The organism is Pseudarthrobacter sp. WHRI 8279 (assembly GCF_040224115.2).
In the GTDB taxonomy this organism is placed as follows: Bacteria; Actinomycetota; Actinomycetes; order Actinomycetales; family Micrococcaceae; genus Arthrobacter.
Genome location: NZ_CP168162.1, coordinates 1,786,363 through 1,800,786, shown reverse-complemented (window position 1 = coordinate 1,800,786; position 14,424 = coordinate 1,786,363). Strand labels below are relative to the sequence as shown.

The window sequence follows — 14,424 nt, the reverse complement described above, 5'->3', positions numbered from 1 at the left end:
CCTTTCGATGGCGGCTCGGAGAGGGGCTCGACTGTCAGGCAGATCGGCCCAGGGAAGCGCCGCCGTCGTGTCACCGAAGTCATTTGGAGGGCACCATGGAGTTTATGATCAGCGGACGAAATCTGACAGTTTCAGACCGGTTCCGCGAATACGCCGGGGAAAAGATCTCGAAAATCGAATCGCTTGGAGACAAGGTCCAGCGGGTCGATGCGAAAGTCTCCAAGGAGACCAATGCCCGGCAGACCGGCGATCAGCTGACCGTTGAGGTGACAGTCCTGGGCAGGGGGCCCGTGATCCGCGCTGAGGCCAGCGCCGCTGACAAGTTCGCAGCATTCGACCTCGCCTACAACAAGCTGCTCGAACGCCTCCGGCGCGCCAAGGACCGCAAGAAGGTCCACCATGGACGGCACACACCCAAAGCTGTCCGCGAAGCTACCGCCTCCCTCGAGCCCGCCAGCCCGAACGAGCCCCTCTACGTAGAGGCAAGCCACCGGAACGAGGCTGCTGCTGCCCCTGACGACAAGTCTCCCTACGATGTCGAAAACGACATCCCGGCCGGCAATTCCCCGGTCCTGATCCGGCGGAAAGTCTTCCCGGCCGCTTCGCTTTCCCTCGATGATGCCGTGGACAACATGGAGCTCGTTGGCCACGATTTCTACCTTTTCGTGGATAAGGCCACTAACACGCCATCGGTCGTGTACCGCCGCCGCGGCTGGACCTACGGGGTGATCACCCTGGACCACGAATGCGAACCCGGTGACACAGTGGTGGAGGAAAAAGTCCTTGCCTACCGTTCGGACGACACCCCGGCCAATGCCTAGGGTGGTGAAAACCATCAACAGAGAGGACTGATGTGCCGGCAACGCTGAGCCTGGACCAGGCACGGCGGATCGCTTTGGCAGCTCAGGGACTTGATAAAGGACGGCCCGCCGGCCCCGTGACATCACGGACGGTGGGCCGCACCTTTGCCCGGATCCAGCTTGTCCAGATCGATTCCGTCAATGTTGTAGCCCGCAGCCACTTCCTTCCGTTCTTTTCCCGGCTCGGCAATTACGACCGCACGATCCTCCAGCGGATGTCCGCCGTTCATCCGCGGCGCATGGTGGAGTACTGGGCACATGAGGCCAGCTACATCCGGCCGGAACACTATGCGGACCTCCTCTTATGGCAGAAGCGGTCCTGGGTGGGTGCCTCCCGTATGGACCCCGCACTTCGTGCCGACATCTCCGGGCGTATCCTCGACACCCTCGCCCGGTCGCGCCCCCTGACCGCTGCCGAGCTGACCGCCCGGATAGGGCACGTTGAGGAAACGCAGACAGTGAACTGGGGCTGGAACTGGAATGCGGTGAAGAGGGTCCTGGAGCACCTCTTTGAGGAGGGCCTGGTGTCAGCTGCATCGCGGACGGAGCAGTTCGAGCGGAGGTACGCGCTGGCTCCCAAAGTGTTGCCGCAGCCTCCCATCCAGGTAACAGGCGCCGACGCGGCAGCCGAGGCGATGCAACGCCTGATCGACGCCGCCGCGCAGGCCCACGGCATCGGCACCGTACGTTGCTTCGCGGACTACTTCCGCACGCCTGTCAAAGAGGCAGCGGCCGCCGTCGGACATCTTGTGCAGCGGGGAAGGCTGGAACCGGTGACCGTGGCCGGCTGGGACCGTGCCGTCTTCCGCCACGTCGACGCGAAAATGCCCCGACGGGCGACGGGCCGTGCGCTGCTGAGCCCCTTCGATTCACTGGTCTTCGAACGCCGGCGGCTTGAGGAACTGTTCGGCTTTCACTACAGGATCGAAATCTACACACCTGAACACAAAAGACGCTTCGGCTACTACGTCCTGCCCTTCCTCCTCCGGGAAAGCATCGTGGCGCGGGTGGACCTCAAGGCCGACCGGAAAGAAGGGAAGCTGCTGGTAAGGTCCTCCTTCGCGGAACCCGGCGCCCCGCCGGACACCGCCGTTGAACTTGCTGCGGAGCTTTGGCTCATGGCCGGCTGGCTGGGCCTGCCCGACGTTGAGGTTTTCCCCGTTGGCGACCTTGCAGGCAGCCTCGCCCACGCTGTAGGCAGGGGAGCGGACTCCGCTCTGAGGGAACAAGCGGGCGCCTCGGCGGTGTCTCTCCCGTAGACTAAAAACGCCAGAATTCGGCGGCAAAGACTGGGAGCATCTTCACGTGGCATCACTTATCGAAAAACTTCTCCGCACCGGTGATAAAAAAACCCTCCGGCAACTGCGGAACTATGCCGACTCCATCAATGCCCTGGAAGATTCGTTCAAGTCGTTCACGGACGCCGAACTCCGGGAGGAAACCGACCGGCTGAGGGAGCGGCACCAGGACGGGGAGAAGCTGGATGACCTGCTTCCGGAAGCGTTCGCCGCCGTCCGGGAAGCTTCCTCGCGTACCTTGGGCATGCGCCACTTCGATGTCCAGATGATGGGCGGCGCCGCGCTGCACCTGGGCAACATCGCAGAGATGAAGACCGGTGAAGGCAAGACCCTGGTGGCGACCGCTCCCGCCTACCTGAATGCGCTCACCGGCAAGGGCGTCCATGTGATCACCGTGAACGACTACCTCGCTGAATACCAGTCGGACCTGATGGGACGTGTCTACCGTTTCCTGGGCCTGAGCAGCGGGTGCATCCTCGCGAACCAGGATCCCGCCGTCCGGCGCCAGCAGTACGCCGCTGACATCACGTACGGCACGAACAACGAGTTCGGTTTCGACTACCTGCGCGACAACATGGCCTGGGACAAGAATGAGCTGGTCCAGCGCGGGCACCACTTCGCCATTGTTGACGAAGTGGACTCCATCCTCATTGACGAGGCCCGCACACCGCTCATCATCTCCGGTCCGGCGCAGGGGGACACCAACCGGTGGTACAGCGAATTCGCCAAGGTGGTCCTCCGGCTCCAGCCTGAGAAGGACTACGAGGTCGACGAGAAGAAGCGCACCGTCGGCGTACTGGAGAGCGGCATCGAGAAGGTGGAGGACTACCTCGGTATCCAGAACCTGTACGAGTCTGCCAACACACCCCTCATCGGGTTCCTCAACAACGCCATCAAGGCCAAGGAACTTTTCAAGCGGGACAAGGACTACGTCATCCTGGACGGGGAAGTCCTGATTGTCGATGAGCACACGGGCCGCATCCTTGCCGGCCGCCGCTACAACGAGGGCATGCACCAGGCGATTGAGGCCAAGGAAGGCGTCGAGATCAAGGCCGAGAACCAGACCCTGGCCACCGTGACGCTGCAGAACTACTTCCGCATGTACCAGAAGCTCTCAGGCATGACCGGTACTGCCGAAACCGAGGCAGCGGAATTCATGAGCACCTACAAGCTGGGCGTGGTGGCCATTCCCACCAACCGCGACATGCAGCGCATCGACCAGGCGGACCTGGTCTTCAAGAACGAAACGGTAAAGTTCGACGCCGTTGTCCGGGACATCGCCGAACGGCATGAAAAGGGCCAGCCAGTCCTGGTGGGCACCACCAGCGTGGAGAAGAGCGAATACCTTTCCCGGCTCCTTGCCAAGGAAGGCATCCGGCACGAGGTCCTCAACGCGAAGAACCATGCACGCGAGGCTGCCATCGTCGCCCAGGCCGGGCGCAAGGGCGCCGTCACGGTGGCAACCAACATGGCCGGCCGCGGTACGGACATCATGCTTGGCGGCAACGCTGAATTCACCGCCGTGGCCGAGCTGGCAAAGCGCGGGCTGGATCCGGAGGAGAACTCCGAGGAGTACGAGTCCGCCTGGCCCGCAGCGCTCGAAGCTGCCAAGCAGTCGGTCAAGGACGAGCACGAGGAAGTCCTGAACCTCGGCGGACTCTACGTCCTTGGAACAGAGCGCCACGAGTCGCGCCGCATCGACAATCAGCTCCGCGGACGCTCCGGCCGCCAGGGTGACCCCGGCGAATCCCGCTTCTACCTGTCGCTGACCGATGACCTCATGCGGCTTTTCAACTCGGGCGCCGCGGAGCGGCTCATGAACAGTTCCGTGCCCGACGACGTCGCACTGGAATCGAAGCTCGTGTCCCGGGCCATCGCCTCGGCGCAGGGCCAGGTTGAGGGCCGCAACGCCGAACAGCGCAAGAACGTCCTGAAATACGACGACGTCCTCAATCGCCAGCGTGAGGCTATCTACAGCGACCGGCGGCGGATCCTGGAAGGCGACGACCTGCACGAGAAGGTCCAGTTCTTCGTCGAAGACACCGTCACCGCCCTCATCGACGCCGCAACGGCGGAAGGCAACGGCGACGACTGGGACTTCAACCAGCTCTGGACCAACCTCAAGACCCTGTATCCCGTGAGCGTCACGCCGGAAGAGATCATCGAGGAAGCCGGCGGCAGGTCCAGGCTGACGGTGGAATTCCTGAAGGAAGAACTGCTGTCCGACGCGCGGCTTGTGTACCAGGCGCGGGAGGAGGCCCTTGGCTCCGAGAGCATGCGCGAACTTGAGCGCCGCGTGGTCCTCTCCGTCATCGGCCGCAAGTGGCAGGAACACTTGTATGAGATGGACTACCTCAAGGAAGGAATCGGCCTCCGCGCCATGGCCCAGCGCGACCCCCTGGTGGAATACCAGCGTGAAGGCTTCATTCTCTTCCAGGGCATGATGGAAGCTATCCGGGAAGAAAGCGTCGGATTCCTGTTCAATCTCGAAGTTGAGGTCACCCCCGCACAGGATGTCGTGGTCGCGGACGACGCCGGCGAACACACCGAGCACGTGCAGCCACAGGTTCACGCTGCCGGGCTTGAAGCGCCGGAGAAACCAGCCCAGCTGCAGTACACCGCCCCCAGCGAAAGCGGTGGAACGCAGACCCGTGTGGAGACGCGCTCTTCGGGCAGGTCAGGCAACCCGGCCAAGGCGGCAGCACAGGATGCGGCCAAACGTCCGGCGAAGAAGAAGCGCCGCTGACCGAGGGCTGAGCTGCCAGCCGCGCTGGGGCTCACAGTGGTTTTGGCAGGGCCGGGAACGGTGTTCCCGGCCCTGCCGCGTTCCGTTCCCTTTCAGCCGATGACAAGTTCAGTCACCCGCCACACCTGTTTGCTCCGCTCAAGCCGGACGGCCACGGCGCGTGCGCGCACGTCGTCCACCACCACAGCGCTGGCTTCGTAGATGCCGTCGGAGACTTCGCAGACACGGACGGAGCGGACTGCGGAATTGCGGTGGAGCCGGGCGAGCGCCGGATTGCCGGTCCTGGTGATTTCCCGCCTGATCAGGGCAGCGCGGTGCTGCAGTGCGGCAAGGCACCGGGGGTCAAGGCGCCTGGCGAGCTGATGGATGGGCCTGATTCCGGCAAGGACTTCCATTGCGGCCTGGACTGTGCCGCGGGTAATTGCGCGGACTTCCGCCATAGGGTCCACAGGACGCAGAGGTGCCGAGGCTCCGTCGCGTAAAGGCACCACGGGGGCAGTTGCAGCCAGCCCCTGGGGTGGGTTGGCGGGTTCTGTTGCTCCGGGCGTGGTCCTCTTCCGAACGGCGTGTAATGGTGTTGCTGCAGTCATCTGTCTTCCCCTCACGTTGATTGATTGGTGCGGCCGGGCTATTTCCGTCCGGCCAGTGGTGGCTGAAGAATTTGCCCCGGGAGCAACGCATCGGGATCCTGGCCGATGACGCCCCGGTTGGCCTCGTACCAGCGGGGCCATTGAAGTGCGATGTCCAGGTCGGACGCGCCGGGTCCCAAATGGCGGGCCGCTATGTCCCAGAGCGTGTCTCCGGCCTGGACGGTGACACCCTCGTCCTGCAGGCGGCCTTCTCCTGGAGCGGAACGGTGGGCCGGAGCTGCGAGCATTCCAGGATCCACGATGGGTGGGACGGGCTGCCAGCCTGGGTTGAAGGTTGACGGGGGAGCGGCTACTGTTCCAGCCGGTTCAGGCGAAGGGACCTCTCGTGGTGCAGCGGACGGCTCCGGTACGGTGGCCGGCGTCCCGAAGATGGCCTGCGGGGTCTGGTCCTCCACCGCGGCTGCCCCCGCTACCCCTTCTGCGGGTTCTTCGGTGGCGGGTATGGCAGGAGCCGAGGAGAACTGTCCTTGGGTGGGAGCCCATTCCGGCCCCGACCCCGGGCCGGTGACTGCGGCCTGCGCTGCGGGCCCGGCCAGAAGGTGGACTGACAGTGCGCCCAGAACCAGTCTCTGCATGAAGGCGGGTGAGAGTTTTCGTGTCGCTGCCGCGGCGCGGGTACGGCCGGTCCGGTCCAGAAGGGCGCTCAGGGCAGCACATACGAGCGACAAGATCCACCAACCCAGAAGGCAGGCCCCGGCCACGACCGACCCGATACCCAGGAGGTCATCGATGCGGGTCTCCTGGCGTCGGCCGACGGCTTCCTTCAGCTCACCCACGAGGCCCAAGCCAATGAGGCAGAGAAGCAGTCCCAGGAGCAGCAGAGCAAGCGCGGTGAGGGTGTCACCCGCCTGTCGGGAGGCTTCTGATCGGCCTGCGCTAACCGGCTTTGATGCAGTTTGATGCAGTTTGGTGTGCATAGACCAAGTTTGCGGGAGTGTGTCTTGATTTGTCCATACACTGGATAGATGTTTCTTCCGATTGACCGGGTCTCCTGCAGGGCCCTACGCTGGCGCAATGCGCTGGGATTCCCTTTTCAACGACATGGAAAGTCAATTCGCTGAATCAGAGCGGCTGGCGATTGACTCTGAAATTACTGAACGCGCCCGGGCTGAGATGGTATCCACAGAACTTGCGGATCGGCTGCGGGCGGCGGTTGGCTGCCGGATTGCGGCCCATCTCGACTGTGGGGATGTGGTCAGGGGCGCGTTGAGCCATGCGGGTGCGGACGCCTTGCTGGTGGACGAGGAACAGTATCAGGTTCTCATCCCGTACACGGCCGTTATTTGGTATGAAGGGCTGGGCCGCGCAGCCGTGGCAGAGCCGTCACGGGTGCGCAAGGGTATTGGACTTGCCCACTCTCTGCGGGGCCTGGCAAGGGACCGCGCGGAACTGTCAGTGACGGTAAGGGGGCGTGGTTCCGGCCCGGTCAGGCTGGTTGGAGTCATCGACAGGGTGGGCAAGGATCATCTGGACCTGGCCGTCTTCACTCCCGGGGAGGTGCGGCGCAGCAGCCAGGTCAAGCAGGTGGCAGTCATCCCTTTCGCGGCGCTGGGAGTCATCAGGTCCCGAAGGTCCGCAGAATTCTAGCGGCCTCGCCCGCCGGGATGACCAACGCGCCTTCAGACGGACTTGGCCTTCGACTCCTGGATCATCCGGCTGGCCTCGGCGTAGCGCTCCTCGATGTACTGCTCCAGCATCTTCTCCTCCACGCGCCACTGACCCCGGCCACCGACCTGGATGGCTTTCAGTTCTCCGCTGCGGACCAGTGCGTAAGCGGCCGGAGAGTTGATCTGGAGTTGTTCGGCAACATCTGCGAGCGTGAGGAACCTGGGCATAATCCCATTTTGCCATCGAATGGCTTCAAGTGCTGCTGTTATCCACAGATTGGCCTTGTTTGCAGATATGACTTCTGTTCCGGCGTCCCGGCGGTAACAATGAGGGTGATACGGCGAGCAGGGCCGGCTTATAGGGGGAGAAGACTTGATGGTGCCTGAAGTATCTGCCACAGCGGCACGGCTGAAGCGGCCGTCCTGGAAGGATCCCCGGCTGCTGGTGGGTATCCTCCTGGTTTTGGTCTCGGTGGCGGGTGTTGTTTTCCTTGTCGGCAGCGCGGACCGGACAACAGAAGTATTCGCGGCGCGGGATGGTATCGCTGTAGGGGAGAGGCTGACCCAAGACAACGTGGTTCGTGCGAGGGTGCGCCTGGGAGATACCGAAAGCCAGTACATCACAGCAGAGTCCGGGCTCCCTGAAGGCGTCGTGGCACTTCAGCGTATTGGAGAGAACCAGCTGGTTCCCCGGGCCAGCCTCGGCGAGGTGGACGAACTTGACCGAAAGCCGGTAGCTGTCACTGTTGACGAGACACTCCCGGCACAGGCCGTAGCCGGAGCCAGGGTAGACGTCTGGGTGGGGCTACCGGATGCCCGCAATGGATTCAACGAGCCGAAGCTCCTTCTTCCCGGCGCTGAGATAGCCGAGGTGGCAGCCGGATCCACGGCTTTGGGGTCGTCAAAGAAAACCGTCCTGATGGTGCTGGTGGAGGACAGCCATATGCCTGCCTTGCTGGGAGCCCAAGCCAACGGAGCTAAGATCTCAGTTGTCTGGAACCCGGGCGGCGGCACCAAATGAGCATTCCGGTGGTCACCGTCGGTCAGAGCCGGGAGGATCTTGTCGGTGGCTTGGAGCGGCTGCACGGGCCGGTAACGGTGGTCAGGAGGTGTGCGGAACTTCCCGAACTCCTCGCCGCATGCCAAAGCGGGCTGGCGCGGGCCGCCGTCGTGGCGGAAGGATCCGAAGGCCTGACCTCCTCGCTGGTGGACCGGCTTTCAGCAGTTGGGGTGGCCATTGTTGCCCTGACAGACAACACGGATGAAGCGGCCAGGCTCCGGGCGATAGGGGTAGCGTCCGCGCTGACCGGGGTGGAGTCCGCTGCATTGTCGGACAGGATTGCCGAGGCTGTGTCCCAGTTGTCGGGAACGGGACCGCGTGCTTCCGCCCGGAGCAGCCCGGCTGATCCCGGCGACGCGCTGAAGCCGGTCCCCGCGGAGCCGCCTCCAGGCGCTGACGATCCTGGGCCGGGCAAGATCATCGCCGTCTGGGGACCGGCTGGAGCGCCCGGCCGGACCACCGTGGCTGCAAACATGGCCGGCGAGCTGGCGGCGGATGGTAAAGGAGTAATTCTTGTCGACGCTGACAGCTATGGCGCCAGCATCGCTGCCGTGCTCGGGCTCCTCGATGAGTCCGCTGGCCTGGCACAAGCTTGCCGGCTCGCAGACCAGGGACTGCTGGACAGCGAAGCGCTTGAAAAGATCGCAGCGCCGGTCGCCATGAAGTCCGGTACCTTCAGGGTGCTCACGGGCATAACCCGCGCAGACCGCTGGACGGAGCTTCGCGCCTCAGCACTCGCGCTCGTCCTCGGCCGGGCGCGGGAAATAGCTGACGTGGTGGTGGTAGACGCCGGATTCTGCCTTGAAGCGGATGAGGAGCTCAGCTTCGACACGATGGCGCCGCGGCGGAATGCGGCAACGCTGCGGTCCCTCGAACTGGCCGACACGGTTTACGCAGTCGGTGCTGCCGATCCGGTTGGGGTGCCAAGACTGGTGCGCGGTCTGTCCGAACTCGACGAGGCCGTACCCGGCATCTCGCCAATTGTCGTCATGAACAGGGTGCGTGCCTCGGCCGTGGGCAGGGGCCCCGAACGCCAGTTGAGGGACGCGTGGGAACGTTATGGCCCGTCATCTGACCTCAAGGGGTTCCTGCCCCACGATGCTGCCGCGGCTGATGCCGCCCTCCTGGGAGGCTCGCTGCTGCTTGAAGCGGCACCTGATTCTCCTCTTCGCCACGCAATCCGGGAATTGGTTTGTGCACCCGCCCAGCAAAAGCGGAAATCCTCTGTCTTTTCTTCTACAGCAAGCCGCCGGGCGAAGGACTAGGCTCGCCATAAGAGCTGCAATGGTGCAGCAAATATTTCGTGATGGAGGCGTTTGTCGATGTCGTCTGGATCCAGCGTGGAGGATCAGCCCCTTTCCATTGAAGGCGATGAGAGTTTCATCGGGGACTACTACCAGCACCTAGCCGAAGAGGATGCCCGGGCCTACCCTCGGGACGTGCTGGTGGCGCGGGCGGACTATCACCGCAAGGTCGCCTCGGTCCGGCAGCGGGGACAGGCGAATATCGCCGTCATGGACGAGGAAGACAGCAGCGTCGTCTTCGTTGTCACGGATGACATGCCGTTCCTGGTCGACTCCGTGAATGCCGAGCTTGTCCGGCAGCATGCCGCCATCAAGCTGGTAATCCACCCGCTTTTTGTAGCGGCGCGCAACCGGGAGAGCGGCCAGCTGGCCAAGGTCAGCAGGGTCCCGGCCCACCTCGGCATATCCAGCGGTGACACTGCTGCCATGCCCAGCCTTTCGCACCTGATTGCCCAGGGCGGGGATGCCTCCCACATGGAGTCGTGGATCGCCGTCGAGATTAACCGTGTGTCGCAGGAAGCAAAGACGGCTCTCCTCGAGGGCCTTGAACGTGTCCTTAAGGATGTCCGCGCCGCCGTTGAGGACTGGCCGAAGATGCGCCAGAAGGCCGTCCAGATCGCGGAAAGCCTGGACCAGATCGCCCATCCTGCACAAATCGCGGAACTGCGGCAAGCGAAGGACCTGTTGCGCTGGCTTGACGATGGAAACTTCACGTTCCTCGGTTATCGGGAATACGACCTGGTCAATGTCGATGGTGAAGACGTCCTGGAGCTGCGCGACAACAGCGGCCTTGGGCTGTTGAGGGATTCCGAGGACTCGCCCCATATCCAGCACCTGACAGATACCGGCCGGAAAAAAGCCCGTGAGAAGCGTGCACTGGTCATCACCAAGGCGAACTCCAGGTCCACCGTCCATCGTTCGGCATACCTGGACTACATCGGGGTAAAGAGCTTTGACGCCGAGGGCAACGTCAATGGGGAGCGCCGCTTCATTGGACTTTTTGCCACCAGCGCCTACACCGGCTCCGTCCGGGATATCCCCATCGTGCGGGAAAAGGTGGACGCGGTGCTCCAGAGCGCAGGCTTTCCGCCGGACTCCCACTCCGGCAAGGACCTGCTGGGAATCCTGGAAACATACCCGCGGGACGAGCTGTTCCAAATCGAGATCCAGGACCTGGCCGCAACGGCTCTTGGGATTCAGAAGCTTCAAGAGCGCCGGCGCACCAGGCTTTTCCTCAGGCCGGACATCTATGGCAGGTTCATGTCCGCCGTGGTGTACCTCCCCAGGGACAGGTACACCACCAACGTCCGGCTCCGTATCGAGCAGGAGCTCCGCGAAACCTTCCAGGCCGTTTCCATCGACTACGAAGCCCGCATGACGGAGTCGGCGCTGGCGCGGCTGTTCTTCCGCATCCGGCTGCCCAAGAATGCCGACTTCAGCGGCGTGAATACCGTGGAGCTCGAGAAGCGCCTGGTCCGCGCCGCCCGTTCCTGGAGCGAGGGCATCGCGGAGGTGTTGCGCGAGAAGGGGGACGTTGCGGGGGCAAAGGAGCTTGCCGCCATCTGGTCCGAGGCGTTCCCGGCCAGCTACCGCGTGGACTACGAAGTCGAGGACGCCCTCGAAGATATCGCGCGTTTCGAGAAATACGGCGCGGCCGCAGAACGGTCTGGGGGCACCGTGCAGGAGCGGCCCGGCGTGCACGTTTACCTCCCGGAAGGAGCGGGCGCAACGCTGGAGGAAGACGCCCGCGTCAAGCTCTACATGCTGGAACCCAAGAGCCTCAGCCAGATTCTGCCGTACTTCCACAACCTTGGCCTGGAAGTCCTGGACGAGCGGCCCTTTGAAATTGAGACCGCGGACAGCCGCGACTTCTTTTTGTACGACCTCGGCCTGAAGTACCCGGCCAAGGTGGATCCGCTCTCGACCGGGCAGCTGCTGGCCGATTCCTTCGGCGCCGCGGTTACGGGCGCAGCCGAATCGGACAGCTTCGACCGCCTGGTCCTGCGGGAGGGCCTGCAATGGCGGCAGGTCACCGTGCTGCGCGCCTATGCGCGGTACATGCGCCAGATGGGCAACACCAATTCCTTCGGGTTCATGGCAGATACCCTGCTGGCCAACCCGCACGTAACCAAGGGGCTCAATGCGCTGTTCGCGGCGCGATTCGACCCGTCCCTCTCGGAAGACGAGCGGGCCGAGGCGCAGGCTTCCGTCCGCAAGGATCTGGAAGTGTCCATTGAGAAGGTGGCAACGCTCGACGCCGACAGGGTCCTGCGCACGTTCGTCAACCTGATCGAGGCGACGCTCCGGACGAATTACTACCAGAACAGAACCCACCTGAGCTTTAAACTCGATCCTTCACAGATCGAGGGACTGCCCTTCCCGCGTCCCATGTTCGAGATTTGGGTCTATTCGCCGCGGGTAGAGGGCGTCCACCTCCGCTTCGGCAAGGTGGCCCGCGGCGGGCTGCGCTGGTCCGACCGTCGCGAGGATTTCCGCACCGAGATCCTCGGACTGGTGAAGGCGCAGACCGTCAAGAACGCGGTCATCGTGCCCACGGGCGCCAAAGGCGGGTTCTTCGCCAAGCAGCTGCCGGACCCCACCGCCGACCGTGCTGCCTGGATGGCGGAAGGAATCGAAAGCTACAAGACCTTTATCAGGGGTCTGCTGGACATCACCGACAACCTTATTACTGAGGGTGACAACGAAAGGCTCGTGCCGCCGTCGGACGTTGTCCGGCATGACGACGACGATTCCTACCTCGTGGTGGCCGCCGACAAGGGCACTGCGACCTTCTCGGACATCGCCAACGGCCTGGCTGCGGAATATGGCTTCTGGCTGGGTGACGCGTTCGCATCCGGCGGCTCTGTAGGGTACGACCACAAAGCGATGGGTATCACCGCCCGCGGCGCCTGGGAGTCGGTGAAGCGCCACTTCAGCGAGCTCGACCTTGATACGCAGACCCAGCCGTTCACCGTGGTCGGCGTGGGTGACATGTCCGGAGACGTGTTCGGCAACGGCATGCTGCTGTCCCGCCATATCCGCCTACTCGCCGCTTTCGACCACCGGCACATCTTCCTCGATCCCAACCCCGACGAGGAATCCTCGTTCGCGGAACGGCAGCGGTTGTTCGAGCTGCCGAGGTCCTCCTGGGATGACTACAACAAGTCGCTGATCAGCGAGGGCGGCGGCGTCTTTGCCCGGCAGGCCAAATCAATTCCGGTGTCAGCCCAGGTTCGTGCTGCACTGGGGCTGCCGGCGGAAACAACCGAGCTCAGCCCGCCCGAACTCCTCCGCGCCATCCTCCTGGCCCCGGCGGACCTGCTGTACAACGGCGGCATCGGTACATACGTTAAGGCGAGCACCGAAACCAACGCTATGGTCGGGGACAAGGCGAACGACGCGATCCGCGTCGACGGCCGGGACCTGCGCGTCAAGGTTGTGGGCGAAGGCGGAAACCTCGGCATGACACAGCGCGGCCGCATTGAAGCAGCGCTGCAGGGCGTCATCCTCAATACCGACGCCATTGACAACTCTGCCGGTGTTGACTGCTCCGACCATGAGGTCAACATCAAGATTTTCGTGGACCGGATGGTGGCGGCTGGAAAGCTGTCGCCGGAAGAGCGCGCTGGCTTCCTGGCGTCAATGACCGACGAAGTGGGCCGGCTGGTGCTCGAAGACAACATCGACCAGAACATCCTGCTGCTTAATGACCGGACCAGGGTTGCCGAGTGGAGCCCCAGCTACGAACGTCTGATGGACTGGCTGGACAAGAAAGCCGACCTGAAGAGGGATCTCGAGGCGCTTCCCACAACGGAGGCGCTGCACGAGAGGCTGCAGCAGGGGCAGGGGCTGACGTCTCCGGAGCTCTCGGTGCTGGCCGCCTACGCAAAGATCGAGCTGGCGACTGCTCTGAGGGAAAGCGACCTGGCCGACGACCCGTGGTTCAGGCAGACACTGCGCGCCTATTTCCCGGCGCAGCTGCGCGAGCGCTTTGACGCCGAACTGGACACCCATCCGCTCCGCCGCGAAATCATCGCCACGGTGGTCGCCAACGACATGATCAACCTCGGCGGGATTACGTTCGCCTTCCGGGTCATGGAGGAAACCTCCGCCAGTGAAGTGGCCGTGGCCAAGGCGTTCGTTGCGCTAAGGGAGGTCTACGATCTGGACACCATGGTGGGGGAACTGAACAGCCTCCCGGCGTCCTTCCCCACGGAGCATTGGAGCACCGTCCACCTGGACATCAGGCGGTTGCTGGACCGGGCAGTCCGCTGGCTCCTGGGACAGGGAACGCTGTCGCGGCCCATCGCAGACGTAGTCTCTGAGTTCAAACCCGTGATGGAGCCAATGCGGGGGCGCCTGCTGGAATACCTGCGCGGTGATGACCGGGAACGGGTGGCCGGCTGGCTGGAGAACGCACGCGAGTGGGAGCTGCCGGAAGGTCTTGCCCTGCGTTGGGCAGAACTTTTCGAAAGCTTTGTGCTGCTCGACATCGCCAAGATTGCGCACGTGCGCAAAGACCCGGTAGAGGAGATCGCGGCCGTTTACTACACCGTCTTCAACCGGTTCCACGCCGATTCACTGCTGGAGCGGATCAGCAGCCTGCCCCGGCAGGACAGGTGGCAGGCGCTGGCCCGGGCGGCTTTGCGGGATGACCTGTACTCCACCATTTCAGACATGACGACGGCGGTGCTGGACGCTACTGCCGCCGCTGACTCGCCGGAGGCGCGGCTGAAGGACTGGGAGGCGCGGAATGCCGAGCAGCTCACCAGGGCCAAGAGCATGTTCGACGAGGTGAATTCGCTGGAGGCCGACGATATGGCTTCACTGTCGGTAGCATTGAGGCTCTTGAGGTCAATCGTCCGACGCTAGCAAGTCCGGCGTCGCAAATGGAGGTGC

The 14,424-nt window shown here is 63.5% G+C and carries 10 protein-coding genes; 7 read left to right on the top strand and 3 right to left on the bottom strand.

Annotation, left to right across the window (positions count from 1 at the left end):
• The first annotated feature begins 95 nt into the window (after positions 1-95).
• Genes hpf through secA form a run of 3 tightly spaced genes read left to right on the top strand, consistent with a single transcriptional unit; the run spans position 96 to position 4,904 of the window.
• Entirely contained in the window at positions 96-821 is a 726-nt protein-coding gene (gene hpf, locus ABRP28_RS08160) for a ribosome hibernation-promoting factor, HPF/YfiA family (protein ID WP_231455689.1), read from the top strand.
• 32 nt (positions 822-853) lie between these two features.
• Positions 854-2,119 carry a DNA glycosylase AlkZ-like family protein gene (locus ABRP28_RS08155; RefSeq protein WP_350001782.1) on the top strand — a complete coding sequence of 422 codons (1,266 nt, stop codon included), beginning with the start codon at positions 854-856 and terminating at the stop codon, positions 2,117-2,119.
• 46 nt (positions 2,120-2,165) lie between these two features.
• Positions 2,166-4,904: a preprotein translocase subunit SecA gene (gene secA / locus ABRP28_RS08150; RefSeq protein ID WP_350001780.1), complete on the top strand. Its 2,739-nt coding sequence runs from the start codon at positions 2,166-2,168 to the stop codon at positions 4,902-4,904.
• A 92-nt stretch (positions 4,905-4,996) separates the two neighbouring features.
• Here the strand turns inward: secA and ABRP28_RS08145 are convergent, their stop codons facing one another.
• Both ABRP28_RS08145 and ABRP28_RS08140 read right to left on the bottom strand, forming a co-directional pair.
• Positions 4,997-5,344, bottom strand: coding sequence for an Rv3235 family protein (locus ABRP28_RS08145; protein WP_350001779.1), 348 nt, complete (start codon positions 5,342-5,344; stop codon positions 4,997-4,999).
• A gap of 188 nt (positions 5,345-5,532) precedes the next feature.
• A complete protein-coding gene (locus ABRP28_RS08140) occupies positions 5,533-6,330 on the bottom strand; it encodes a LysM peptidoglycan-binding domain-containing protein (RefSeq protein ID WP_374152954.1) in 798 nt (265 codons plus the stop codon).
• A gap of 238 nt (positions 6,331-6,568) precedes the next feature.
• On the opposite strand from ABRP28_RS08140, the gene ABRP28_RS08135 reads away from it, so the two are divergent.
• Positions 6,569-7,141 carry a hypothetical protein gene (locus ABRP28_RS08135; protein ID WP_350001776.1) on the top strand — a complete coding sequence of 191 codons (573 nt, stop codon included), beginning with the start codon at positions 6,569-6,571 and terminating at the stop codon, positions 7,139-7,141.
• Positions 7,142-7,173: 32 nt separating this feature from the next.
• Here the strand turns inward: ABRP28_RS08135 and ABRP28_RS08130 are convergent, their stop codons facing one another.
• On the bottom strand, positions 7,174-7,389 hold the full coding sequence (locus ABRP28_RS08130) for a helix-turn-helix domain-containing protein (protein WP_231455677.1): 216 nt from the start codon (positions 7,387-7,389) through the stop codon (positions 7,174-7,176).
• Positions 7,390-7,537: 148 nt separating this feature from the next.
• On the opposite strand from ABRP28_RS08130, the gene ABRP28_RS08125 reads away from it, so the two are divergent.
• From ABRP28_RS08125 to ABRP28_RS08115, 3 genes are read left to right on the top strand one after another with little or no spacing between them, the layout of a single operon-like run.
• Positions 7,538-8,182, top strand: a complete 645-nt coding sequence (locus ABRP28_RS08125; protein ID WP_350001774.1) for a hypothetical protein — start codon at positions 7,538-7,540, stop codon at positions 8,180-8,182.
• Positions 8,179-9,486 (top strand): P-loop NTPase, encoded by a 1,308-nt coding sequence (locus ABRP28_RS08120; RefSeq protein WP_350001773.1) that lies wholly within the window; start codon positions 8,179-8,181, stop codon positions 9,484-9,486. The genes ABRP28_RS08125 and ABRP28_RS08120 overlap by 4 nt, the downstream gene beginning before the upstream one ends.
• A 57-nt stretch (positions 9,487-9,543) precedes the next feature.
• On the top strand, positions 9,544-14,397 hold the full coding sequence (locus ABRP28_RS08115) for an NAD-glutamate dehydrogenase (protein ID WP_350001771.1): 4,854 nt from the start codon (positions 9,544-9,546) through the stop codon (positions 14,395-14,397).
• Positions 14,398-14,424: the final 27 nt, after the last annotated feature.